21 protein-coding genes are annotated in these 24,973 nt (G+C 38.1%); 4 read left to right on the top strand and 17 right to left on the bottom strand.

What is annotated here, in order from left to right; all coding sequences use genetic code 11:
* Position 1: 1 nt before the first annotated feature.
* The 5 genes from sucA to sdhC form a co-directional block, all read right to left on the bottom strand.
* The gene (gene sucA, locus I6F49_RS02020; protein ID WP_197178150.1) at positions 2–2,821 is read right to left on the bottom strand and encodes a 2-oxoglutarate dehydrogenase E1 component; all 2,820 of its coding nucleotides are present in this window, start codon (positions 2,819–2,821) and stop codon (positions 2–4) included.
* A 91-nt stretch (positions 2,822–2,912) separates the two neighbouring features.
* Entirely contained in the window at positions 2,913–3,629 is a 717-nt protein-coding gene (locus tag I6F49_RS02015) for a succinate dehydrogenase iron-sulfur subunit (RefSeq protein WP_002961804.1), read from the bottom strand.
* A 10-nt stretch (positions 3,630–3,639) separates the two neighbouring features.
* Positions 3,640–5,412: a succinate dehydrogenase flavoprotein subunit gene (sdhA, locus tag I6F49_RS02010; RefSeq protein WP_166419628.1), complete on the bottom strand. Its 1,773-nt coding sequence runs from the start codon at positions 5,410–5,412 to the stop codon at positions 3,640–3,642.
* Positions 5,413–5,760, bottom strand: coding sequence for a succinate dehydrogenase, hydrophobic membrane anchor protein (gene sdhD / locus I6F49_RS02005; RefSeq protein WP_166419629.1), 348 nt, complete (start codon positions 5,758–5,760; stop codon positions 5,413–5,415).
* The gene (gene sdhC, locus I6F49_RS02000; protein ID WP_166419657.1) at positions 5,751–6,128 is read right to left on the bottom strand and encodes a succinate dehydrogenase, cytochrome b556 subunit; all 378 of its coding nucleotides are present in this window, start codon (positions 6,126–6,128) and stop codon (positions 5,751–5,753) included. The genes sdhD and sdhC overlap by 10 nt, the downstream gene beginning before the upstream one ends.
* Before the next feature lie 420 nt (positions 6,129–6,548).
* Here sdhC and I6F49_RS01995 point away from each other — a divergent pair, with 420 nt between their 5' ends.
* From I6F49_RS01995 to I6F49_RS01985, 3 genes are all read left to right on the top strand, one after another.
* Positions 6,549–7,835, top strand: a complete 1,287-nt coding sequence (locus I6F49_RS01995; RefSeq protein WP_166419630.1) for a citrate synthase — start codon at positions 6,549–6,551, stop codon at positions 7,833–7,835.
* A gap of 115 nt (positions 7,836–7,950) precedes the next feature.
* Positions 7,951–9,177, top strand: a complete 1,227-nt coding sequence (locus tag I6F49_RS01990) for an aminotransferase class V-fold PLP-dependent enzyme (RefSeq protein WP_197178149.1) — start codon at positions 7,951–7,953, stop codon at positions 9,175–9,177.
* 33 nt (positions 9,178–9,210) lie between these two features.
* The gene (locus I6F49_RS01985) at positions 9,211–9,627 is read left to right on the top strand and encodes a SufE family protein (protein WP_197178148.1); all 417 of its coding nucleotides are present in this window, start codon (positions 9,211–9,213) and stop codon (positions 9,625–9,627) included.
* Between the two features lie 193 nt (positions 9,628–9,820).
* Here the strand turns inward: I6F49_RS01985 and tcdA are convergent, their stop codons facing one another.
* Genes tcdA through I6F49_RS01950 form a run of 7 tightly spaced genes read right to left on the bottom strand, consistent with a single transcriptional unit; the run spans position 9,821 to position 17,282 of the window.
* Positions 9,821–10,618, bottom strand: a complete 798-nt coding sequence (gene tcdA / locus I6F49_RS01980; RefSeq protein WP_197178147.1) for a tRNA cyclic N6-threonylcarbamoyladenosine(37) synthase TcdA — start codon at positions 10,616–10,618, stop codon at positions 9,821–9,823.
* Positions 10,619–11,299, bottom strand: coding sequence for a TIGR01621 family pseudouridine synthase (locus I6F49_RS01975; protein ID WP_197178146.1), 681 nt, complete (start codon positions 11,297–11,299; stop codon positions 10,619–10,621).
* Positions 11,296–12,057, bottom strand: coding sequence for a 3-deoxy-manno-octulosonate cytidylyltransferase (kdsB, locus tag I6F49_RS01970; RefSeq protein WP_166419635.1), 762 nt, complete (start codon positions 12,055–12,057; stop codon positions 11,296–11,298). Before kdsB ends, I6F49_RS01975 begins: the two co-directional genes overlap by 4 nt.
* Positions 12,045–12,242 carry a Trm112 family protein gene (locus I6F49_RS01965; protein ID WP_024599582.1) on the bottom strand — a complete coding sequence of 66 codons (198 nt, stop codon included), beginning with the start codon at positions 12,240–12,242 and terminating at the stop codon, positions 12,045–12,047. The genes kdsB and I6F49_RS01965 overlap by 13 nt, the downstream gene beginning before the upstream one ends.
* Positions 12,232–13,212, bottom strand: a complete 981-nt coding sequence (gene lpxK / locus I6F49_RS01960; RefSeq protein WP_197178145.1) for a tetraacyldisaccharide 4'-kinase — start codon at positions 13,210–13,212, stop codon at positions 12,232–12,234. Before lpxK ends, I6F49_RS01965 begins: the two co-directional genes overlap by 11 nt.
* On the bottom strand, positions 13,209–14,954 hold the full coding sequence (gene msbA, locus I6F49_RS01955; protein WP_197178144.1) for a lipid A export permease/ATP-binding protein MsbA: 1,746 nt from the start codon (positions 14,952–14,954) through the stop codon (positions 13,209–13,211). Before msbA ends, lpxK begins: the two co-directional genes overlap by 4 nt.
* A 60-nt stretch (positions 14,955–15,014) precedes the next feature.
* On the bottom strand, positions 15,015–17,282 hold the full coding sequence (locus I6F49_RS01950; protein ID WP_197178143.1) for a DNA internalization-related competence protein ComEC/Rec2: 2,268 nt from the start codon (positions 17,280–17,282) through the stop codon (positions 15,015–15,017).
* On the opposite strand from I6F49_RS01950, the gene I6F49_RS01945 reads away from it, so the two are divergent.
* Positions 17,262–17,768 carry a DUF2062 domain-containing protein gene (locus I6F49_RS01945; protein WP_197178142.1) on the top strand — a complete coding sequence of 169 codons (507 nt, stop codon included), beginning with the start codon at positions 17,262–17,264 and terminating at the stop codon, positions 17,766–17,768. The two genes, I6F49_RS01950 and I6F49_RS01945, sit on opposite strands and share 21 nt — an antisense overlap.
* A 120-nt stretch (positions 17,769–17,888) precedes the next feature.
* Here I6F49_RS01945 and I6F49_RS01940 read toward each other — a convergent pair whose 3' ends face one another.
* The 5 genes from I6F49_RS01940 to I6F49_RS01920 all read right to left on the bottom strand — a co-directional run bounded on the left by I6F49_RS01940 (position 17,889) and on the right by I6F49_RS01920 (position 24,856).
* Positions 17,889–19,631, bottom strand: coding sequence for a DUF3466 family protein (locus I6F49_RS01940; protein WP_197178141.1), 1,743 nt, complete (start codon positions 19,629–19,631; stop codon positions 17,889–17,891).
* 11 nt (positions 19,632–19,642) lie between these two features.
* Positions 19,643–21,556 carry an ATP-binding cassette ATPase Uup gene (gene uup / locus I6F49_RS01935; protein ID WP_197178140.1) on the bottom strand — a complete coding sequence of 638 codons (1,914 nt, stop codon included), beginning with the start codon at positions 21,554–21,556 and terminating at the stop codon, positions 19,643–19,645.
* Positions 21,557–21,571: 15 nt separating this feature from the next.
* The gene (locus I6F49_RS01930; protein WP_166419642.1) at positions 21,572–21,811 is read right to left on the bottom strand and encodes a glutaredoxin family protein; all 240 of its coding nucleotides are present in this window, start codon (positions 21,809–21,811) and stop codon (positions 21,572–21,574) included.
* Positions 21,804–23,921 carry a bifunctional 23S rRNA (guanine(2069)-N(7))-methyltransferase RlmK/23S rRNA (guanine(2445)-N(2))-methyltransferase RlmL gene (rlmKL, locus tag I6F49_RS01925; protein ID WP_197178139.1) on the bottom strand — a complete coding sequence of 706 codons (2,118 nt, stop codon included), beginning with the start codon at positions 23,919–23,921 and terminating at the stop codon, positions 21,804–21,806. Before rlmKL ends, I6F49_RS01930 begins: the two co-directional genes overlap by 8 nt.
* Positions 23,922–24,325: 404 nt before the next feature.
* Positions 24,326–24,856: a cell division protein ZapC domain-containing protein gene (locus I6F49_RS01920; protein ID WP_166419644.1), complete on the bottom strand. Its 531-nt coding sequence runs from the start codon at positions 24,854–24,856 to the stop codon at positions 24,326–24,328.
* Between the last annotated feature and the right edge of the window lie 117 nt (positions 24,857–24,973).

The raw sequence follows: 24,973 nt of genomic DNA, 5'->3' as shown, positions 1-24,973 counted from the left end.
CTTATCCTTTATTTTCTATAGTAAGCGCGTCGGCAACGAGCGCTTGTTGTTCTTTAGTATGTACTGACATGTAACCACACGCTGGTGATGCAGATGCTTTACGTCCTGCATATTTTAATTTAGCACCTTGTGGGATTGCATCAATAAAGTGATGTTGTGAACAGTACCATGCACCTTGGTTTTGTGGCTCTTCTTGACACCATACAAAATCAGTTACGTGTTGGTAGCGCTCTATAATTGTTTTCATTTCATCGTGCGGGAACGGATATAGCTGTTCAACACGTACAATTGCAACATTATCTTGCTCAAGCTTACGACGTTCTTGTAATAGTTCGTAGTAAACTTTACCACTACAAAATACAACACGTTCTACTTTCTCCGGGTTAATATCATCAATTTCATCGATCATATTATGGAAAACACCGTGTGAAAGCTCTTCAAGTGATGAAGTAGCAAGAGGGTGACGAAGTAACGACTTAGGTGTCATTACAATCAGTGGACGACGAAGTGGTCGAACTGATTGACGACGAAGCATAGCGTAAACTTGTGCCGGAGTAGACGGAACACACACTTGCATGTTGTGATCAGCACATAGTTGTAAGAAACGCTCTAAACGCGCTGAACTATGCTCTGGGCCTTGACCTTCGTAGCCGTGCGGTAACAAAATTGTAAGACCACATAAACGGCCCCATTTTTGCTCACCAGAACTTAAGAATTGGTCAAATACAACCTGTGCACCATTGGCGAAATCACCAAACTGCGCTTCCCAAAGTATTAGTGATGTAGGCTCTGCTGTTGCATAACCATACTCAAAAGCAACAACTGCTTCTTCAGATAAAACCGAATCAAATACTTGGAAAGTACCTTGGTCTTTACTTAGATGCTCTAAAGGAGTGTACGTAGCACCATCAGTTTGACTATGAACAACAGCATGGCGATGGAAGAATGTACCACGACCAGAATCTTGTCCAGTTAAACGAATGTCAGTGCCTTCTGTCGCAATTGTTGCATAAGCAAGTGTTTCTGCCATACCCCAATCAAGCGCTTTTTCACCACTTGCCATTAACTTACGATCATCGTAAATCTTTTTAACACGAGATTGAGCAACATATTGCTCTGGGTAAGTTGCAATTTTTTCACCCAGTTCTTTTAGTCTTTCAACAGAAACACTCGCGTCGTAATCAACATTCCACTCGTGGCCAACATATTTAGCCCAATCTGAAGAATGCGAAGTCTCTGGCTGAATTTCTGAAACAACACAGTTGCCTTCATCTAATGCATTACGGTAATCATCTGCTAGAGCTTTAACTTCTTGTTCAGAGAAAGAGCCTTCTGCAATCAGTTGATCAGCGTAAATTAAACGTGGAACTGGGTGTTTTTTAATTTTTTGGTACATTATAGGCTGAGTTGCATTAGGCTCATCAGCTTCATTGTGACCATGGCGACGGTAACATACTAAATCGATAACTACGTCGCGTTTAAACTGATTTCTGAAATCAAGTGCAAGTTGTGTAACAAATGCAACAGCTTCAGGATCATCAGAATTAACATGAAATATTGGTGACTGAACCATTTTGGCTATGTCAGTACAATATACAGTTGAGCGAACATCATCTTGTTTAGACGTTGTAAAACCTACTTGGTTATTTACAACAATGCGTATACTACCACCACAGCTAAAGCCATTAGTTTGTGACAAGTTAAATGTTTCTTGTACAACACCTTGGCCAGTAACTGCAGAGTCACCATGTATTGTAATTGGTAGAGCTTTAATACCAGAGCTGTCACCTAAGCGATCTAGGCGAGCACGAACTGAGCCCATAACTACCGGATTTACAATTTCAAGATGAGATGGGTTGAACGCAAGCGCCATATGAACATTGCCACCTTTAGTAGCAAAGTCAGATGAGTAACCCATGTGATATTTAACATCGCCAGAACTTAATGTTTCTTTGTGTTTACCGGCAAATTCATCAAATAATTCTGATGGATTTTTACCAAGTACATTCACAAGAACATTCAAACGACCACGGTGAGCCATACCAATAACAGCTTCTTGTTGGCCGCTTTCACCAGCGCGGTGAATAAGCTCTTTTAGCATTGGAACTAACGCATCGCCACCTTCGAGTGAGAAACGCTTAGCACCTGGGAACTTAGCCCCTAAATATTTTTCAAGACCATCAGCAGCCGTAAGACCTTTTAGGATACGTAGCTTTTCATCTTTTGAGAATTTTGGCCTAGACTGAACAGATTCTAAACGCTGTTGTAACCAACGCTTTTCCTCTGTTGATGTGATGTGCATATACTCAGCGCCAATTGAACCACAATATGTAGTTTTTAGTGCTTGGTATAGTTCACCTAAAGGCATAGTATCGCGCCCTACGGCAAACGACCCTACGTTAAACTCGCGGTCAAAATCACTTGAAGATAGGTCGTGGTACTCTAGCTCTAAATCTCGTACACGCTCTCGTTGCCAAATACCTAATGGATCTAGGTTTGCATTTTGGTGTCCACGAAAACGGAAAGCATTAATAAGTTGTAGAACTTTAACCTGTTTAAGGTCACCGCCACTACCCTCTGCTACCACTACTTCTCTATGCTTGTTTTTTGCAAGCTGTGCAAACTGCGCTCGAACTTCTGAATGTTTTATTTCAACATCCACACCATCAACTTTAGGTAATTGTTCGAACACTTCTCGCCATTCATCTGGCACAGAAGTCGCATCGTCTAAATACGCTTCATAAAGCTCTTCTACATAAGCAACGTTGCCGCCGTTTAAATGTGAAGATTCTAGCCATGCCTTCATCACACCTTCGTGCATTTATAAGCCCTTTTCTTTAGCGCAGAAATTAATAGTTATCATAACAAGATGGCTAATAATCTGTATTAGCCATCTTACGTTTACTAAGTAATCAAACCGCTCGGTTTAATAACATAGATTTGATTTGTCCAATTGCTTTGGTCGGATTAAGACCCTTAGGACAAACGCTAACACAGTTCATGATACTGTGGCAACGGAACACACTGAACGCATCGTCTAAATCCGCTAAACGTTCTTCAGTTGCTGTATCTCGGCTATCAGCCAAGAAACGGTAAGCGTGAAGAAGGCCTGCTGGACCAATGAACTTGTCTGGATTCCACCAGAACGAAGGACAAGATGTTGAACAACATGCACACAAAATACACTCATATAGCCCATCTAATTTATCACGTTCTTCAATAGATTGAAGGCGTTCGCCTGCTGCAGGCTGATCATTAATTAGATAAGGTTTAACTTTTTCGTACTGAGTGTAGAACTGACTCATGTCAATAACAAGGTCACGAACCACCGGTAAACCAGGTAAAGGACGTACTACGATTTTACCTTTGCCATTTTTTTGCAGCGTAGATAAAGGAGTAATACATGCTAAACCATTTTTACCATTCATGTTAACACCATCAGATCCACACACACCTTCACGGCATGAACGACGGAAAGATAATGTTGGATCTTGTTCTTTTAAAAGAATAAGTGCATCCAATACCATCATGTCGTGACCTTCCTCTGTTTGCAAGGTGTATTCTTGCATTCGAGGAGCGTTGTCAACATCTGGATTATAACGATAAACTGAAAATTGTACTTGTGCCATCGTCTATCTCCTAGTAAACACGTGCTTTAGGTGGGAAAGCTTCACGCGTTTTAGGCGCATAGTTTACATCACGCTTGCTCATTTCATCCGTTAATGGATTAAATACTGAGTGACATAACCAGTTTTCGTCATCACGATCTGGGAAGTCAAAGCGAGAATGTGCACCACGGCTTTCTGTACGGAAGTTTGCAGCTACTGCAGTTGAGTAAGCTGTTTCCATTAAGTTATCTAGTTCAAGACATTCGATACGCTGCGTGTTGAAGTCTGATGATTTATCATCAAGACGAGCATGTTGCAGACGTTCACGAATTTCTTTAAGTTCTTGAAGACCTGAAGCCATTGAATCACCTTCACGGAATACCGAGAAGTTAAGCTGCATACATTGCTGTAGGTCTTTTTTGATTTGAACTGGATCTTCACCTTGGCCAGCCGTTGAGTTTTCCCAACGATTGTAACGTGCAAGAGACGCTTCTAAGTCAGATTCTGAAGCCGCTTTAGATATTTCAACGTCATTCAGGTACTTACCTAAGAAGTTACCCGCAGCACGACCAAACACAACTAAATCTAGTAATGAGTTACCACCTAAGCGGTTCGCACCGTGTACAGATACACAGGCAATCTCACCTACTGCAAATAAACCTTGAACTACTGTTTCGTTGCCTTGAGCATCAATTTGTAGCGCTTGTCCATTTACATTAGTAGGAACACCACCCATCATATAATGACAAGTTGGAATTACTGGAATTGGCTCTTTAGCAGGGTCAACGTGAGCAAATGTTTTAGCAAGGTCACATACGCCTGGAAGACGTAAGTTAAGCGTTTCTTCACCTAAGTGGTCAAGTTTTAACTTAAGATGTGGACCCCAAGGACCATCACAACCACGGCCTTCACGGATTTCAGTCATCATTGAACGCGCAACAACATCGCGAGACGCTAAGTCTTTTGCGTTTGGTGCGTAACGTTCCATGAAGCGCTCGCCATCTTTGTTTAAAAGATAACCGCCTTCACCACGACAACCTTCAGTTACTAGCGTACCAGCACCTGCAATACCCGTTGGGTGGAACTGCCACATTTCCATGTCTTGCATAGAAATACCAGCACGTGTTGCCATACCAACACCGTCACCAGTGTTAATGTGAGCATTAGTTGTTGATGCAAATATACGACCTGCACCACCAGTAGCTAATACAACTGCTTTAGATTTGAAGAAAGTGATTTCACCAGTTTCAATCTCAATTGCAGTACACCCTACTACATCACCATTATCGTTTTTAACTAAATCAAGTGCATACCATTCAGAGAATACATTTGTTTTGTTTTTAACGTTTTGTTGGTAAAGAAGGTGTAATAAAGCATGACCAGTACGGTCAGCAGCAGCTGCAGTACGTGCGGCTTGTTCACCACCAAAGTTTTTCGATTGACCACCGAAAGGACGTTGGTAAACACGGCCATTTTCAAAACGAGAAAATGGTAAACCCATGTTTTCTAATTCAGTAATAGCTTCTGGGCCAGTTTGACACATGTATTCGATAGCGTCTTGGTCACCGATAAAATCGGAACCTTTAACGGTATCGTACATATGCCATTCCCAGTTGTCTTCGTGTGAATTACCAAGCGCTACCGTAATACCGCCTTGAGCAGATACAGTGTGTGAACGCGTTGGAAATACTTTAGATATTAATGCACACGTTTTGCCAGATTCTGTAATTGCTAAAGCAGCGCGCATACCTGCACCACCTGCACCAATTACTACGGCATCAAATTCACGAACAGAATATTTCACTTAAACACCCCATAATACGATTAGACCAATAGCTACGTAAGCAAGTGACATTAGGCTCAATACAAAACCTAAAGCTGCACGAAGCTTAGCGCACTTAACATAGTCTGTAAGAACTTGCCAAAGGCCAATGTGGGTATGAACCATAATGCAAACAAGGGTAATTAAAGTAAACCCTTTCATTGCTAGGTTAGAGAAGAGGCCTGTCCAGGCTTCGAATGTGACTTCTGGCGTCGCTAGAAAATAGCCGATAATAAAAATCGCGTACGCGCTGATTATTAATGCCGTGGTACGTAAAGATACGAAATCTTGTACACCATCACGTTTTAGAGTTGCTTGATTTAAAACCATATCCACACCCCTGCCAATACGGCAAACACAACACCAAGAGCCATTGAAACTTTAGCGCTGAGGTTACCTGATTCGAGTTCTTCCCAATGTCCCATATCCATAATCATATGACGAATACCACCGATAAGGTGATAAACTAATACAGAAACAGTGCCCCAAGCTATAAATTTGGCAATGAATCCGTTAAACAGACCCTTGACGAATTCAAAACTTTCAGCTGAAGAGAGGGACTCAGACCAAGCCCAAATGACAAACGTTAAAGCAAAAAACAATGCAACACCGGTGACGCGGTGAAAAATTGAAGCTTTAGCCGTTGCCGGCATAGATATAGTTGTTAGATCTAGATTTACAGGTCTTTGCTTTTTCACAGTTACTTGCCCATCTTTGCTCACAGTGGAGCTCATCTACTTGTTTTTCTAAAAACCCACCAAATATTACTGATGGAACTATCAAAATAAACGTATCAAAACAATTAAAGTTCACAATCATGTAAATTTTAAGATGTTAAGAAAGTGTTTACCCAAATACAATACGGTTTAAAACCACCGTTAGTATATATACCCACAGGGCTTTTTACAATTCTTGTTTATTTAGAGATGTTTGCGAATTAGCCAATAGTATTATATTTAATTAATACCGAATATTTATTATACATATATGCATAATGTTTATAAAAATTGACTTTAACCCCCTCTTTCACGTTAAAATGCGAAGATGTGCTTAAAACAGATTTTAGAACTTTAAAATCTAAAAATCAGAATAGATATCTTAATAGGAGATACATAACGATGGCAGATAAGAAAGCCACAGTCCATATTGATGGGCTAGATCCAATCGAACTTCCAATTTATCAAGGCACTGCTGGCCAAGATGTAATCGACGTACGTACGTTAGGTTCATACGGTCACTTTACTTATGACCCAGGTTTCATGTCGACTGGTTCTTGTGAATCTGCAATCACCTACATTGATGGTGGTAAAGGTGTTCTACTTCACCGAGGTTATCCAATTGAGCAATTAGCTGAGGATTCAAACTACATTGAACTTTGCTATTTATTGCTTAACGGTGAATTACCAACAAAAGAGCAATACGAAGAGTTTGCTAAGCAAATAACTCGCAGCACTATGCTGGATGAGAAAATTGCTAACTTTTTCCAAGGTTTCCGTTTTGATGCTCACCCAATGGCTATGCTGTGTGGTGTAGTGGGCGCTTTATCATCTTTCTATCATGAAGACCTTGATATTACTGATGCTAGCCAACGTAAAACAAGCGCTGTTAAATTAGTTGCTAAATTGCCAACTATTGCTGCAATGGCTTATAAAACAAATATCGGCCAACCGTTCGTTTATCCACGTAATGATTTAAGCTATGCAGAAAACTTCTTACACATGATGTTCTCTGTACCTGCTGAAGAATACAAAGTTAACCCTATAACAGCTAAAGCAATGGATAAAATATTCATGCTTCATGCTGATCATGAACAAAATGCATCAACGTCTACAGTACGTCTTGCAGGTTCATCGGGTGCTAACCCGTATGCATGTATTGCTGCTGGTATTGCATCTTTATGGGGACCTGCTCACGGCGGCGCAAACGAAGCATGTTTAAACATGTTAGAAGAGATTGGTTCAGTTGATCGTATCGATGAATATGTAGCAAAAGCGAAAGATAAAGCAGACCCGTTCCGCCTTATGGGCTTTGGACACCGTGTTTACAAAAACTTTGACCCACGCGCTACAGTAATGCGTCAAACGTGTCATGAAGTTTTAGCTGAGCTTAATATCCAAGATCCATTGCTTGATATTGCAATGAAACTTGAGAAAATCGCGCTAGAAGACCCGTACTTTGTAGAGAAGAAACTATACCCTAATGTAGATTTCTACTCTGGTATTATCTTAAAAGCGATTGGTATTCCAACAAGCATGTTCACTGTAATCTTTGCAATGGCACGTACTGTTGGTTGGATCACTCACTGGGATGAGATGCTATCTCAACCTGGTCATAAGATCAGCCGTCCTCGCCAAATGTATACTGGTTACACTCAACGTGACTACGTATCAACTGACAAGCGTTAATTAACGCTGTTAGTTTGAAAAAGGCCGCTTTTGCGGCCTTTTTTATTAACCTGTACTTGAGAAATATCATAAACAGATTACAATTCCTGCCTTTAAATGAAGATGTAGATGAGCCATGCCTGCTTTAAAGTTTGATATAAATAAAATTAGAAACGATTTCCCAACATTAAATCAAACAATAAACGGCTGCCCGCTGGTTTATTTGGACTCTGCAGCAACCTCACAAAAGCCTCAATCAGTTATAGATACAATGACTGAATTCTATACGTTTCAAAACGCTAATGTACACCGTGGCCGCCATACACTTAGCGATCAAGCCACTCATTTATATGAACAAGTACGAGATAAAATAGCGCAGTATTTTAATGTGTTTAGTAAAGAAATTGTATGGACTAAAGGTGCTACAGAAGCCATTAACTTGGTCACCAATGGTTTAAGAAATCGATTAGACGAAAATGATACCATCGTCATATCTGTTCTCGAGCATCACGCCAATATTGTTCCTTGGCAGATACTTAGCCAACAAACAGGTGCTAAGTTGGTTACGCTTCCACTCAATCAAGATGGTACGCTTGAAACAGAACAATGCTGTGAATTTATAAAGCAAACAAAGCCTTCCCTATTAGCTATTACACAAGCGTCTAATACGCTTGGTAATATCACCAATTTAAAGCCATTGATAAAAGCTGCTAAAGATGAAGGTTCACTTGTTTTAGTTGATGGTGCACAAGGTGCCATGCATTTAAAACCCGATTTACGTGAATTAAACTGTGATTTTTATGTGTGTTCAAGCCACAAAATGCTCGGTCCAACAGGCTTAGGTGTGCTTTATGGTCGATATGAAGAACTAAACGCTTTAGATATATACCAATCAGGTGGAGAAATGATCGATAAAGTTTACTTAACTCACAGTACTTATCGTCCTGCGCCCGCAAAATTTGAAACTGGAACACCAAATATTTCGGGGGTTTTAGGCTTTGGTGCTGCATTAGATTATTTAAATAAATTAGATCACGCACAAATGCGACAATATGAACAAAAATTATTTAGCTACGCTGCCCAAGCACTAGTTAAGGTCGAGGGTATTACAATATACAGCAACCTATCTGACAATATTGGTACTCTCTGCTTTAACTTAAATGATGAACATCCTTATGATTTGGCAACTTTACTTGACGGATATGGGGTAGCAGTTAGAAGTGGACACCATTGCACGCAACCCCTAATGACACATTTAGGGGTTAATGGAACACTAAGAGCGAGCTTTTCTTTCTATAACACTTACAACGATGTAGATATATTTATTAATTCACTTAAAAAATGCATCGCTTTATTAGACTAAACGTCACTTTAATAGAATTAATTAGGATAACTCATGACAAATACGTTTAACAAAGTTACAGAATCTATAAAAAATGCCCCCGCTTGGCAGCAAAAATATCGTGAAATAATGCTTTTGGGCAAAACTTTACCTGTGTTACCCGATGTTCTAAAAACTGATGACGCACTTGTGCCTGGCTGTGAAAGCAAAGTATGGATGTTTGTTGAATTTGATTTAACAGAAAATACACTTGTTGTAATTGGTGACTCAGATACACGTATAGTAAAAGGATTATTAGCCGTTATTTTAGCGCTTTACAATGGGCTCACACCAGAGCAAGTGGTGAATAAAAATGCGTATGAAGAATTTGAAAAGCTCGGCCTTATAAGCCACTTAAGCGCATCACGTGGTAATGGTATTAAAGCCATGGTTGATAAAATACAAACCATGGCACAACACAAGCTTAGTTAACCTGAAGTCTGGATAATAATATATCTCTAGCTGCATTTTTAACGCTAACTGCTTTGAATTTACTTGCGATAGGTTAGCCTCGACGCGTAAATTCGCTTTATTTTCACTGAAAATCACTGGCTAGAGAGGAGTATTATTAAATACCTTTATTATTTAATAATGTTATTAAGCTCTTAACCAGAGTTCAGATTAACTAAGCTTGTGATCGTTGTTTTTTATCTAAGTATTTACGCACGGCTTTTGCCGCAACAAAAAAGCCGAAACTTCCTGTGATCATAGTCACAGAGCCAAAGCCATTATTACAGTCCATATTCATCGTGCCATCAGCACTTTGCTTTGCATGACATACACTGCCATCGCTTCCTGGGTAAACCAATTGCTCTGTAGAGTAAACACAGTCAATATTAAACTTACGCTTAGGGTTATTACTAAAATTATACTGCTTGCGTAAAATATAACGTACTTTTGCAAGTAATGGATCTTGCGTAGTTTTTGCTACATCACCAAAGGTTATTTGGCTAGGGTCAGTTTGCCCGCCAGCACCACCGGTTGTAATTATAGGCAGCTTATTACGTTTGCAATGCGCTATTAATGCCGCTTTTTCTTTAACTGCATCAATACAATCTATTACGTAATCAAAACCTTGAATATGTTCTTGAATATTATCAAGGGTAATAAAGTCATCTATTACATTAACTTGGCACTGTGGATTAATGAGCTCGCAGCGCACTTTCATTGCATCTACTTTAGCTTGGCCAATAGTGCCAGTTAACGCGTGAATTTGTCTATTTACGTTAGTGGCGCAAATATCATCCAAATCAATCAATGTTATTTTACCAACACCTGTCCGTGCAAGTGCTTCAGCAGTCCAGCTCCCTACACCACCGATACCTACAACACAAAAGTGTGCATCTTGAAGCCATTCAAATTGTTGATGACCATATAAACGTTTAATTCCGCCAAAACGTATATCTGTAACTTTTTCGCTCATTTACCAATCCAGTTGCCATGGCGACTGCCATGCTTGAAAATCTTGATGTTTAATTAACGCTAAATACTCATCACCACTATCAGGTAATAAACTAAGCTGTATTTGCTCACCTTGCCATAAAAAGCTCAAGGCATATGCATGTAAATAGGTACGATTTGAAGGCGTACCTGAATACATTGCATCGCCTAAAATAGCTGAGCCAACACTTTTTAGTGCCACTCTTAATTGATGCGTCTTTCCAGAGTAAGGTTTTAAAATATATCCTCTAAACCCAGGCTTGTAGCTTAAAGAATAGAACCGAGTAATTGCAGGATTAAGCTTGCTCGTTAGTAACTTAAATGAACCTCGGCGAGATTTAGCCATATCGCCCTTTATCCAACCTTGCTTTTTTTTAGGTTTAGCATCACTAATCGCTAAATAAAATTTATCAATTGCATGCTCTGTAAACATCACAGTAAAAGCAGCCGCGGCGGCTTTATTTCTGGCTAAAATAATAAGCCCTGATGTCACTTTATCTAATCGATGAACAGCATAAAGCTTTTGCGATAATTGTTTTTCGGCTAACACAACAAAGCCGGGTCCGTCTTCTGAATGAAAATTAAGACCCGCAGGTTTTTCTAAAATATAAAAATCGTTATGAGTGAATACGATTTTTAATATTTTATTTATTTGTTCACTCACGCGTTGGTACTTTTAATATGCGCTATCACTTTTGCTAAGTCATCGGCCGTATCAACCCCTGCATGAGGTGCTATTTGAGCTTGTTCTATTTTAATTTTATAACCATGATACAACACACGTAATTGCTCAAGCGATTCAAGTAACTCAAGTGGCGATACACTCAGCTCTATATATTGTTTAATAAAACCCGCTCTGTATGCATAAATACCTACATGACGCTGGAACGGTGCTAAATTAAGAGCACTGCTGTCATTCATCATTGTACTTCTATCAAATGGTATACTTGCACGAGAAAAGTACAGCGCATTTTTATTGATATCACTAACCACTTTAACGGCATTAGGATTAAATACTTCATCACGCTCTTCAATAGCAACACTTAACGTTGCCATTGGTGCTGTTGAATCACTTAGTAGTGCAGCAACTTGAGATACATTTTCTGGTGCAAGTAATGGCTCATCGCCTTGTACGTTAACCACAATTGTATTGCTATCGAGATTAAGTAAATCAACCACTTCAGCTAAACGCTCAGTACCCGATTGGTGATCTTCACGAGTCATTACTACATCACTAGTAAATAAACTCACTGCATCGAATACTTTTTGATGATCGGTTGCTATAACAACTTTGCTAGCACCTGATAAACATGCTTTTTCGTAAACATGTTGAACCATTGGCTTACCGCAAATATCAGCAAGCGGCTTACCCGGTAGTCGAGTGGATGCAAAACGAGCTGGAATTACAACTACGAATTCCACTTTTCAACCTCTTCTAAAGACAACTCACGTGCTTCGTTTTCAAGCAATACCGGAATATCATCTTGAACGGGATAAGCTAGCTTAGCAGCAGTGCTAATTAATTCGTTGTTTTCTCTATCAAAGCGTAATTTGCCCTTACAAACTGGGCAGGCAATTATTTCGAGTAGTTTTGAATCAAAGGCCATTGAGTATTCCTTTTTCTTTTAATATTGAATTTAATGTGTTTATTACGTTATCGGTAGGTTGTGCATCTACAGGTAAATAATACCAATTAGGTTTTGCAAAGGAACTACATTTAACCGCGTCTTTTTCGGTCATTATAATGCAGTCATCACCAAACTGGGTAAAATCATCTGCGTTGTAAGCATAATGATCTCTAAAATGATGAGTCGATAGTAACGTAATGCCTTGTGCTTCTAATGAGTTTTCAAACCGTTTAGGGTTACCAATCGCACTTATTGCATGTGCATGGCTCACTGTAGGAATTACATCATCACTTGAATTAACTAAGCGAAGGTTACTTACTTGCAGCACGTAGCTATTATTAGCCTCACCGCCATTTTCAATTACTATATCAACGCTTTGTAAGCGTTTAGTGGTTTCGCGAAGTGGCCCTGCAGGCATAACAAAACCATTACCAAAGCGGCGTTCACTATCAACAATACAACACTCAATGCTGCGAGGCATTTTATAATGCTGCATTCCGTCATCAGAAATAATGACATCTAATGTATGGTTACTCTCTAATAAATCGATATTGTGTTGTCTATTAGGGCCAACCGCTATTGGGCACTTTAAACGGTGGTATAAAAGTACAGGCTCATCTCCAGCCTGCTGGGCATCAACAACTGAAGTGACTAATAATGGGTAATTATCTGATTGCCCACCATAACCTCGACTAATAATACCCACTGATAAGCCTTGCTCTGTCAAATATTCATAAAGCCACAAAACAAAAGGTGTTTTACCATTTCCGCCTACACTTATATTGCCGACTACAATAACAGGCGTTTTACACTCAAATGATTTAAGGATTTTAGTGCGGTACAAAAATTTACGAAATGACGATATAAGCCAAAACAAAGCACTTAAAGGCAATAACAACAAGGTAATTAAACCAAATGGTTTATACCAACTTTGTTCTATTTTGCTCACGCCTGATCACCAAACTGCATTTTGCAAAGCGCTGAATAAGTACCGTCATTTGCTAGTAAGCTATTATGATCGCCACTTTCTATTACACGACCATTATCAATAACATAAATTCGGTCGCTATTTTCGATAGTAGATAATCGATGCGCAATAACAATAGAGGTTTTATCTTTCATTAGCGTTTCTAATGCTTGCTGAATAAGCTTTTCAGACTCTGTATCAAGTGCTGAGGTTGCTTCATCTAAAATTAAAATAGGGGCATCTTTTAATATTGCACGCGCTATAGCAATTCGTTGGCGTTGGCCACCTGAGAGCATCACCCCATTTTCACCTACCATGGTATTTAATTTCTCAGGAAGGTCTTTAACAAATTCCCAAACATGGGCTTGTTTTGCAACTTGCTCTAACTCTTCAACAGACACATCGTGCTTTATGCCATAACAAATATTGTTGGCAATCGTATCGTTAAATAACACGACCTGCTGAGACACTAAAGCAAATTGGCGACGCAAATCTGTTAATTTATAGTCCTGTAGTGCTATGCCATCCAGTAATATTTCACTCGGTAGCTCTAAGTCATAATAGCGGGGTAACAAGTTAGAAATTGTTGACTTACCTGAGCCTGAGCGCCCTACTAAGGCAATACTTTCGCCCGCTTTAATCGTTAATGATAAATCGTTTAATACGGCTTCATCTTTCGTTGGATACTTGAAGGTTACGTTCTTAACTTCAATTAAACCTTTAACTTTATCAACTGAAACAGTGCCGGTATCTTTTTCCATTTCTTCGTCTAAAACTAAAAATATACTTTGCGCTGCAGAAATGCCTCGCTGCATATCGCTGTTTACATTGGCAAGTTGTTTTAGTGGGCGAAGTAACATCATCATAGAGGCAATTAATGCCATGAAGTCACCAGAGGTAATTGTATCAATCATTGATGGAAGAGACACCGCCCACAAAATAACAGCCATAGCGCTTGCCGCTAAAATTTGAATAATAGACACGCTAAGCGCTTTAGTAGCATCCATTTTAATACGTTGCTGACGGTTATGATTATTAATTTTTGAAAAGAGATTAATCTCTTGATCTTGACCACCAAAACCATGAATTACTTTATGCCCACTTAACATTTGCTCAGAACTGCGAGTCACTTGCCCCATAGCCGATTGAATATTTTTTGAAATATGGCGAAAGCGTTTAGATACTACGGCAACAATAATAGCCACTAATGGAATGATCACTAAAAATATCAGTGATAATTGCCAGCTGGTATAAAACATCACAGCCAGTAAAAATACAACAAACGCCCCTTCACGTACGACTATTAGTAATGCTTTAGTAATTGCTTGTTGAACTTGTTCTGTATCAAAGGTAATTTTTGAAATTAAATCACCCGTTGAGTTTTTGTCATGAAATGACACAGGTAAATGAAGTATGTGCTCAAATAACTCTTGGCGTAAAGAACGTACAACTTGGGAGCCTACATAACTTAAGCAGTAGGAAGACATAAAGTTGAACACTCCACGTCCGAGTACTAACGCGATAACGACAAAAGGAGCGTACTTTAAAACTTCTGTATTACGCTGGTTCAAACCTTGATCAATAAACGGCTTCATTAACTGAATAAATAAAGCATCCATTGCTGAATAACCTATCATCCCAATAATTGCGACGAAAGCCACGCTTTTGTAGGCGCCAACATATGAGACAAGACGTTTATAAATTTGTGTAGTACTTTGATCCATAACACTCTCTAAATACAGTAACAGTCTGTATTGTATCCTCCGATGAGATAAAACTAAACGTCAATCTTTGATAAACCAGTAACTTTCATGCGCTCTTGCTGTTTCTATAGCCAAATTCTTTGCATAAAATTTAATACTAATTTGTCCTTCAACACCTGTCGTAAATTGCTGAGCACTTATTTGTTTATAACGCTCAACTACAAGAGGCTTGGGGAATTCCCACTGCCCTTTATAGGCACTTGAATGAATCACCACTTCAGGCGCAACATTGTTAATGAAATTAACGCTTGAGGATGTATCGCTGCCATGATGTGGGCTTAACATTACGGTACTCTTTAACGATTTATTATCTGTTAATAGCGATGCTTCACGCGCTTTTGATATATCACCAGTAAGAAGTACGCTATAGGTATTATCTGACACTCTAACAACACAAGAGTCATCATTTTCATTACCAAACCCTTTTGTTCTAAAGCTTTCTACTTTTAACCCAGCAAAATTAAGACTTGTGACATCACATACATCTTGGGTGTTTTTAGGGTGGAAATGCTTTAATGTATGTTCTAATCCAGCATCAATAAAATGCTGTAATCCTCCAGCGTGATCATTATCTTCATGGCTTAAAATTGCTGTTTTTACTGTTAAATTATTTGCTTTTATATAAGGTAATAAGATACTTCTCGTGCGGCTAAAACGATTAAAATAACTGGGGCCAAAGTCATATATAAGTGCTTGATTATCCTTCTCGATTAACACCATGAGTCCATGACCTACGTCAAATACATGAACTTGCCACTTTGGCTTTTCTGTTAACCAATAATTTAATAAAAGCGTTATTGCTGGAATAAAAGCGAGCCATTTATAAGGAAGGAAATAAATCATCAACATAATAATATAAGTAAAAACGACAAATATTGGCTCAATCCTCCCTGTTGTTATCCATCTTAACGATTCAGGAATTTCGTTAAGCAACTGAAATAACTTATATAAACCAGTATCAAATAGATTTATTAAAATGCCTATATCTAAAAGCATACTCAGTAATGTAAAAACTATTAAAAATGGCAAAATAATGATTGAAAGCAGCGGTATAGCAATTAAGTTTATTATTAATCCCGCAATACTGACGCCATTAAAAAAATAGAGTGAAAGTGGTAATAAGCCAATAAATAACGCAATTTGTATTACAAACAGTGCAATAACTTTATTTTTTACTCGTGTATTTAGTATTGGTAATTTATTAATAACTGTAAAAATGATAGCGACTGCTAAAAATGAAAAATAGAGTCCTGGGTTGAGTAAATTAAATGGGTTAACAATAAGAACAATAACTAAGGAAAATAAAATACTACGCCAACGCAATGGCTGCTTAGCTAAAAAGTACAGTAATAGATAACATCCGAGCATAATGAGCGCTCGCGTTGCCGATACTATAAATTCACTTAAGAATACATAAATAAAGGCAGCTAAAAAACCGAGTGAACTGTAATAAAGAGTAAGGTTAGATGATTGTCCAATTGATAAATTAACTCTTAAAAATATGAATCGAGTAAATAGATAACCAAAACTAAAAATCAAGCCAATATGTAGACCTGAAATAGCGAGTAAATGGCTTAATCCCAGAGACTGCATTAATTGCTTATCTGCATAGCTCATCAAAGACTTATCACCACTGAGCAATGCGTAATAAAGCCACTGTAGCTTTGTATCCGCATAGATGTTTTTAAGAAAGTGTTGGTAATCTAAAATGATACTTTGGTCGTCGCCATTTATAATATCAAGGTTTTTATTAAGTACTTTGCCTTTAAATAATACCCTATTTATAAAAGCATAACGTTCATTATCAAATACATTAAAATTTTTATTACTACGAAAAGGTTTTAAATGAATTAACGCAGAAAACTCATCACCGACTATTAATGGCTGCACTGAATTAATGCTGAGCATTGCTTTAGGTGCTCTAAAGTTTGAAAAATGGCTCCCTTCTAATGCTACTATTTTAACTTTGATATATTGTGGTTTTTTATCAGAAATAACCTCTTCAATTACCAAAGTCGATTCTAGTGCATACTTTTCATCCGGTTTTGGTATTTCAAAACTATAAAAAACGTAAAAATGCAGTCCGACAAAGCAAATTGCGCAAATAAAGCCTAACAATACGTTTGAAAACGGCTTAAAATAAGCGCTCATTATTACAATGAAAATTGTGAATACTGTAAATTCGAGAGTTTGATAATAAAATACGGTTGCTATAGAGCCAATTACAAACCCAAGACTTATCCACACTGATGTAAATGGTTGCTTTAAATGGCTAAAAAAACGATCCAAAGATTTTTACCTGATCCAAATAAAATTAGACATCATAAATCACTAAGAATATTTGGGCGCCTTTTACAAGATGCAAATCTTTGGCATTTAAATAGACGTTCTGCTCGAGGTGCATTTGCAGTCGGGTTATTCTTTGCTTTCATCCCTGTTCCTTTTCAAATGGTTTTAGCCGCAGCAGGCGCTATTATTTTTAGAGTTAACTTACCTATTTCAGTTGCTTTAGTATGGCTTACAAATCCTTTAACTATGCCGCCTATTTTTTATGGCTCGTACTTAGTCGGTACGCTAATACTTAATCAACCCGAACAGCATTTTGTATTTGAAGCAAGTTGGTCTTGGTTTTTAGAAAGCATAGAAACTATTGGCCCTGCGTTTTTACTTGGCTCATTAGTGTGTGCTTCTATTGCATCTATTATCGGCTATTTTGCTATTGATATTATTTGGCGCCGCTCTGTTAAAAAAGCATGGTTAGCACGTAATAACTAGTAGCGTTAAAGCTAAATAATTACTATAAGATTCATGGCAATCCTGATCTTATAAAATATTATAGACGAAAAAAAACCAACTTTATTAAGTTGGTTTTTTTATAATCAATATTAATAAACTTTAAAAGCGAAATATACGTCTTAAGCCAACTAATGGTAATAACAATAGTGTATACCAAGGGAAGCTAGCAGAGTTACGCTCATAGACTTCTGCGTCTGGCGGAGCACAGTCATCTACTTCACCATTTGCGATTGGCGTTAGTTTAACTGCAACTGCAATACTCTCATATTCAATTTCACCATTAACATCAGTTACTACACCACCTAAAGAATCAAGCTTTTCAACTGTTTTAGTTGCAGTTCCAAATATTTCATTATTCTCGTTAATAGATGTGGCTTCGGCCATTGTATAAGCGTAATTAGTTTCGCCATCGGTATCAAAACAAGGCAGTAAATCGTTTAAATTAGTGATTTTATCTTCACCAATTTTATAAATAAACGCTTCTTTACGACGCGTATTATCAGAAACCCCAACTTCGCCTTCACCAACAATATAACCTTGATTATTTATGTCATTGCTATAAGAGCTTGAACTTGAAAAATAATCAGTTGGGAAAACAGTATTACCGGTTGCTATATCATGATAAAAGAACTTGTTACGAAGCGTACCTTCAATACGCTTAGTTGCATAACCTGTAATTACATCATTATCATTTATAGCAATTGATTTACCAGCCTGCCAGTCATCTTCTTGATCAATAAAATCAATAACTGCACCGTCTTTAAAGTACACTGGCATTGTAAGAATCGTATCGTCATTTTTGTAATAACGCGTATTCGATGAACCTACAATTATACCATTACTATTTACTGCTAAAGCAGTACTTGTAAAAGCATCATCTTCCGTTTCACCTTCATCAGGTGTAAGTGCTAAACCAAGCTCTTCAACTGAAGTAATATTCAGTGATTCGTCAAGTTCCCATTTAACAGCACGTTTATTAAATAAACCTCGTGAAATATTAGTATTTAATAAGTTGATACATACTGACGTTGGTTCGTCTTCATTATCACAGTTATCATCAATATTATCTTGTCTGTCATCTGGAATACTTGTAGACATATTACCTACAACAGTATATCCACTGTTTGTTTTAACAATATCGTTAGCACGACTTGTGCCGCCGTATTCATTAAACTCTGGTTCTAATGGAACTTTCAGACCGTCGGCACTTATGACCATACCACGTTCAATAAATTCATGAGTAAACCATGTTTCTGCTTCATCATCGCCATCGGGTATAAAAGACACTTTATCATAAGGTGCACTACCCCAACCAACCGTAACGCCATCTTCACTGACAGCATTAAAAATATTACTTGTTGAGCGAGTTAATCCATCATAATCAACCGATGCAACATCGAATAATGATTGCTCTGTTACTTGTGTATCGTTGTACTTTACACCAACTAACGAACTTAGTTTTTGATATTCAAAATTTGTAGAAATTGAAGATAAAAAACTAACCATAAAAGTATGTGCATCAGCATTAGTAAGTACTGCATCATTATTTTCAATATCGTCAAGTGTAAAGGTTATCTCTTTATCACTTAACTCAAATGCAGCCTTTGTATTATCGTAACTATTCTCGATAATATTCTCTGAAAAATCTATATAGCTGGTATCAATAGGTAAATTGTATAAACCATTTGCGAAACCAATAATATGCCCGCTTTCGCTTACATCTTTTACATAAGAATATTTAGCGTCTTCAAGAGTCCCTAATTCACTTAACTGGTACGTCGCACTTGTTGCTGAAGTGCTTAATGTCGCTAAAATACTGGCAGCGAGTAATTTATATTTCATTTTAGTCCTTACTACTGATTCTGTAATTCTTCAAGTTCTTCCCAGCGCTCAAGGGCAGCTTCAAGGTCAGACTCAAGTTGTGCTAAATGGTTCAATGCTTTAGTTGTAACATCACTCTCTTGTTTAAAAAAATCTGAGTCACTAACTACAGCTTGTTGAGCTTCTATTTCAGCTTCTAGCTTTTCCATTTTATTCGGAAGTTGCTCTAATTCAAGTTTTAATTTGTAAGAGAGTTTATTAGTCTTAGCTGAAGGTTTAGCAACTGGAGCGACTACTTTTTCAACTTTTTTTACTGGTTGCTGCTGCGTTTTTTTTTCTTGTTCAGCTAAGTAGCTAACATAAGCTTCATAGTCGCTATAACCACCTACGATATCTGTAACTTTACCATTACCTTCAAACGCCCACACGCTTGAACATGTATTATCAATAAATTCACGGTCATGGCTTACAATAAGCACTGTACCTTGATATTGATTAATAATGTCCTCAAGTAACTCTAAGGTTTCAATGTCCAAGTCATTCGTTGGCTCATCGAGAACAAGTATATTAGATGGTTTTAAAAACAGTTTAGCTAACAATAGTCTATTTTTTTCACCACCAGAGAGTGCTTTTACCGGTGTACGAGCTCGTGCAGGCGGGAATAAAAAGTCTTGCAAGTAACCAAGTACATGACGTGAACGGCCGCCCATCATCACTTCTTGTTTGCCTTCTGCTACGTTATCTTGAACAGTTGCTTCTTCATCAAGCTTTTCACGGTATTGGTCAAAATAAGCAAACTCTAAATTAACACCTTGTTTAGTCTCGCCGCTATCGGGGGCTAGATTACCAAACATTAATTTCAATAGTGTTGTTTTACCAATACCATTTGGACCTACTAGGCCGATTCTGTCACCACGCATTACCAGTGTTGAAAAGTCATCTGCAATTACTTTGTCTTTAAATGCATGAGAAAGGTGCTTAGCCTCAAACACCAATTTACCAGAGCGATCTGCTGTTTCAATATTAAAGTCAGTTTTACCTACTTGATCAACACGTTGCTTACGTTCGGTACGAAGCTGCTTTAACTCTCTAACACGTCCTTCGTTACGCGTTCTACGTGCTTTAACGCCTTGGCGGATCCACGTTTCTTCTTCAGCTAAACGCTTATCAAATAATGCATTTTGAGCTTCTTCAACTTTTAAGTCATGCGCTTTTTGTTCTAAATAAGTCGCATAATCACCAGGGTAGGATATTAGCTTACCGCGATCTAAATCTAAAATACGCGTTGCAACAGCGCGAATAAACGCACGGTCATGCGATATAAATACAATACCGCCTTTAAATTCTTTTAAAAACTGCTCAAGCCACATAACACTTGCCATGTCTAAATGGTTTGTTGGCTCATCAAGCAGTAATAAATCAGGCTCACTAACAAGTGCACGTGCAAGTGCCACTTTACGTAGCCAACCACCCGAAAGCGATTCAAGTTTAGCGTCTGGTGTTAGTTCTAATTGTGTTAAAACCAGTTGAATGCGGCTATCAAAACGCCAACCATCTACTGCTTCTAATTGAGTTGATAAACGCTCAAGTTTGTTTAATAGCTTATCAGTACACACTGTTTGCAACTCATTACTTACATGATGAAAATCAATTAGTAAGTTTGCAATCTCAGGCATACCCTGCGCAACATAATCAAATACAGTGCCATTTGCGCCTTTTGGTGGATCTTGTTCTAAACGAGAAATTCTAATCCCGCCTAGCTGATTTATTTCACCATCATCTAATACAACTTCGCCATCAAGCACTTTTAATAGAGTTGACTTACCCGCGCCATTTCGACCAACAACACACACCCTTTCGCCACTTTCTATAACGGCATCTGCTTTGTTAAGCAAAGCATGTGTACCAAAAGCAAGTTGTGCTTTTAAAATTCTAATTAAATCCATAGTTCTTATTTGCTCTTATTCTGCTTGTGCTAAAAATTCGCGCACAGTGTATAAAGTAAAAGGCCAAAATAATTGCTCGCCTTTTTCACTTTTTAATACAGGAATAGTAATTTGATACTCAGCTATAAGCCGCTCATCAGTCATAATATCGATTAGTAATAACTCACTAGTATCACTAAGTACCTCAGTGATAAGTTGCTCAGCGTGTTCGCACAAGTGGCAACCATCAGTGTGATATAAAACCCATTTAGCCATGCGTAATTAGCCAGCTATTATGGATTTTTTTATTACGTTTAAAGTCTGGTGATAATGTTTTATCTGAAATATTAACGGCTTTTAAACCTAAACCAATCAAGCCTACTTCATCCATCACAAAGCCACGTTTGTTATTAGAGAAAATCAACGTACCTGAAGGGCTTAAAATCTTTTTAACCCAGGTTAATAATTTAATATGATCGCTCTGCACATCAAATGCATCTTTCATACGTTTTGAATTTGAAAACGTTGGAGGATCTAAAAATATCAAATCGTATTGCGCCGTTGCATGCTCTAACCATTTTAAACAATCTGCTTGTTCAAAGCGGTAACGTGTATTACTAATACCATTTAAGTCAAAGTTATCTTGACCCCATTTTAAATAGGTCTTTGATAAATCAACTGTTGTAATCGCTTTAGCGCCACCAAGTGCAGCGTGTACAGAGGCCGTACCTGTGTATGCGAATAAGTTTAAGAAACGTTTATCTTTAGCATTTTCTTGAATATAACGGCGCATTAAACGGTGATCTAAAAACAAGCCCGTATCTAAGTAGTCAAATAAGTTAACTTTAAACTTAGCACCAAACTCTTCAACAACCATAGTTCGGTTTTGTTTGGCCATGGCTGTATATTGATCTTCGCCCTTTTGCTTTTTACGTACTTTTACAGCAATGTTTTCAGGTGAAATTTCAAGCTGTTGAGCTGTTAAACTGATTACGTCTTGCAGGCGTTTTTCTGATGTTTTTTCATCAATTTCTTTAGGCGCTGCGTATTCGAAAATAACCGCAGAATCACCATAAATATCAACTGCAACGTTATACTCGGGAATATCAGCCTCGTAAACACGATAAGCCGTAATTTCATTTTGCTTAAGCCAGTTTTTCAAACCTTGCTTATTCTTTTTTAAACGATTTGCAAATGACGTTGAGCCTTCAAAGTTAAGCGCTTTTTTGTCATCTGTCGTTAGGCTTACTTGCTTATCATCTAATTGATATAAGTTAAGTTCTACATCAAGCGGGCCATTTTTAAATTTATAACGCTTAAGGCGCACAAGTTTTAAAAGTTTAAATAAGCTCTCGTCCATACCTAGTAAGGCAAGTTTCCAGTGATTAAAATGCTTTTTAAAGCCAATACCTAAATTACGATGTAAATCAACAAGTTCGGCCATAGAACCAATACGCTCACCATACGGTAAGTTTGAAATTACAACACCCGGTAGTTTTGCAACAGCGGTAAGTTTAGTTGCATCACTTTGCTTAAATTTAATTACATCATCAAGCTCAGCACGTTTGGCATTATCAATCGCTTTGCTTAATACTTGCTCATCGTAATCGTGACCAATTAACCACAATTTAGGATCGGTAATGTTAGCAAGTAACTCTTCTTTAAGTTCTTTAAACTTTGCGGCTCTAAAGCTTGGTAAGCGCTCAAAAGCAAAGCCTTCACGGAATAATCCCGGTGCTTCGTTTCGTGCCATACCGGCGGCTTCTATTAAAATAGTACCTGCACCACAACATGGATCAAATAAAGGCTGTTTAACATTATCAAGCCAGCCACTGCGCTTAATTAACGCGGCAGCTAAATGCTCTTTAATTGGCGCTTTACCTTGACCTTGGCGGTAACCACGTTCAGACAAACGAGGGCCTGAATAGTCAATATACATCGATACGCCGTAACGATTTAATCGTGCAACTACGCGCACGTTGGCATCTTGCTTATCAACGTTAGGACGTTGCTCGTATAAATCATTAAAATAGTCAACAATCGCATCTTTGATTACAAGACCCGAAAATTGCGTGTTTTTTAATGAGTCATTGGTACCGTTGAAGTCGACAGCGAATGTTTGCGTAGGTCCAAACCATTCTTGCCAAGGTTGCGAGCGCGCAAAATTATACAGGCTATTTTTGTCATCTACGCCTTCTTTTTCTTCAATAAGCATAAGCACACGCGTTGCAAAACGAGTTGATAAACAAACCTTTTGCGCAAGTAATGAGTCAGCCTCAAAACGAACAGAACCAACAGTTTGCTTAGACACGGTTGCGCCAAGTTCTGTTAGTTCATCAACCAATAAATTTTCGATTCCGATAGAAGTAAGTGCGATAAATTGCAAAGTAATAACCCTTAATAGCTAATTGCGCAGGATTATAACATAGGTTGGGCGACAAACACGCCATAAAGACACGCTTAAAGCTTAATTTTGATAAGGGTCTGTTGAACTTTCAAGGTTAAATTTGCAGCAGTCTGTTTGGCATTTAGGCAAGGCAGAGCCTATGCAGTGTGGTTATTCCCCATAAATGGGCGAGAACGTAGCATTAATGCCAAACAGGCGCTGCCCAAAGGGTTCTTCCTAGGGGCTATTTACTCTTTGTTGCCTAAATGGATGTAGGTAAGGGGCGTGAGCAGGACGCGGAAGCTTTGCTCGGTTTTTACTTAGCCCACTAGGTTACAAATCTCGCGCTGCGATTAAATAGCCCCTAGTTTGAACAAATTTTAATCCGCAAAGATCAACAGACCCTACGCGGTTTGACTTTGATATTGCTGATTTAGGATGGGGTGGACTCGATTATTCAAAATACGGATTACTTCAAATTGCGCTAAAGATAAGTTTTCGTCTAATTTAAAGGTTTCGCTTAAATTTAAACAAATAGATGCATCAGGGCAATGCTCTACAATTAAAAAATCACCCGATTGCGCCTTAGACGTTAATTTAACTATCGCTTCTACACTTGGCTCTGTGCCAGTGTATTCTTTAAAAAACCAACTTTTAGCTAGTACAGGTTTTAAGTGGTACTTAACGGCGGTTGCATTTAATGATATTTGACAAATTTGAGCTGCTGACCACAATTCAAAACCATCTAAATAATTATAAACTTGTTCGTAAAATGCAGCATCTTCAAGGCTAAAACGTGGATTGTTAAAAACAGAATCGGTAAGTTGTCTTAATTTATAAGGCGTGCATAATTGCATGTCGTCATTTAAATCAAGTAACAAACGATTTTTATCAGGACAAGCAATCCACTGCCATTGCTTTGATGCTTGTAACATTTGCTCCTCCTTGGGAATGTTTAATAATTATTATTGTTTAGAGTATAACCGCTTTTGACCATTTATAAAACGTTTGCTTAGAACATTTATTGAACGATCAAAAGCTTAGATAACTGA

The sequence above is a fragment of the Pseudoalteromonas sp. SWN166 genome (genome assembly GCF_015864485.1).
Taxonomy (GTDB): domain Bacteria; phylum Pseudomonadota; class Gammaproteobacteria; order Enterobacterales; family Alteromonadaceae; genus Pseudoalteromonas.
Note: the sequence above shows the minus strand (reverse complement) of the source record. Positions and strands in the feature narration are given on the sequence as shown.

Coding starts and splice junctions, on each gene's coding strand:
- sdhD (WP_166419629.1), bottom strand. CDS start 5,760: ATGGTTTTAAATCAAGCAACTCTAAAACGTGATGGTGTACAAGATTTC.
- sucA (WP_197178150.1), bottom strand. CDS start 2,821: ATGCACGAAGGTGTGATGAAGGCATGGCTAGAATCTTCACATTTAAAC.
- I6F49_RS01940 (WP_197178141.1), bottom strand. CDS start 19,631: ATGAAATATAAATTACTCGCTGCCAGTATTTTAGCGACATTAAGCACT.
- I6F49_RS01995 (WP_166419630.1), top strand. CDS start 6,549: ATGGCAGATAAGAAAGCCACAGTCCATATTGATGGGCTAGATCCAATC.
- I6F49_RS01965 (WP_024599582.1), bottom strand. CDS start 12,242: ATGGCCTTTGATTCAAAACTACTCGAAATAATTGCCTGCCCAGTTTGT.
- I6F49_RS01920 (WP_166419644.1), bottom strand. CDS start 24,856: ATGTTACAAGCATCAAAGCAATGGCAGTGGATTGCTTGTCCTGATAAA.
- uup (WP_197178140.1), bottom strand. CDS start 21,556: ATGGATTTAATTAGAATTTTAAAAGCACAACTTGCTTTTGGTACACAT.
- I6F49_RS01985 (WP_197178148.1), top strand. CDS start 9,211: ATGACAAATACGTTTAACAAAGTTACAGAATCTATAAAAAATGCCCCC.
- I6F49_RS01930 (WP_166419642.1), bottom strand. CDS start 21,811: ATGGCTAAATGGGTTTTATATCACACTGATGGTTGCCACTTGTGCGAA.
- I6F49_RS02015 (WP_002961804.1), bottom strand. CDS start 3,629: ATGGCACAAGTACAATTTTCAGTTTATCGTTATAATCCAGATGTTGAC.
- I6F49_RS01945 (WP_197178142.1), top strand. CDS start 17,262: ATGGCTAAAAAAACGATCCAAAGATTTTTACCTGATCCAAATAAAATT.
- I6F49_RS01990 (WP_197178149.1), top strand. CDS start 7,951: ATGCCTGCTTTAAAGTTTGATATAAATAAAATTAGAAACGATTTCCCA.
- tcdA (WP_197178147.1), bottom strand. CDS start 10,618: ATGAGCGAAAAAGTTACAGATATACGTTTTGGCGGAATTAAACGTTTA.
- msbA (WP_197178144.1), bottom strand. CDS start 14,954: ATGGATCAAAGTACTACACAAATTTATAAACGTCTTGTCTCATATGTT.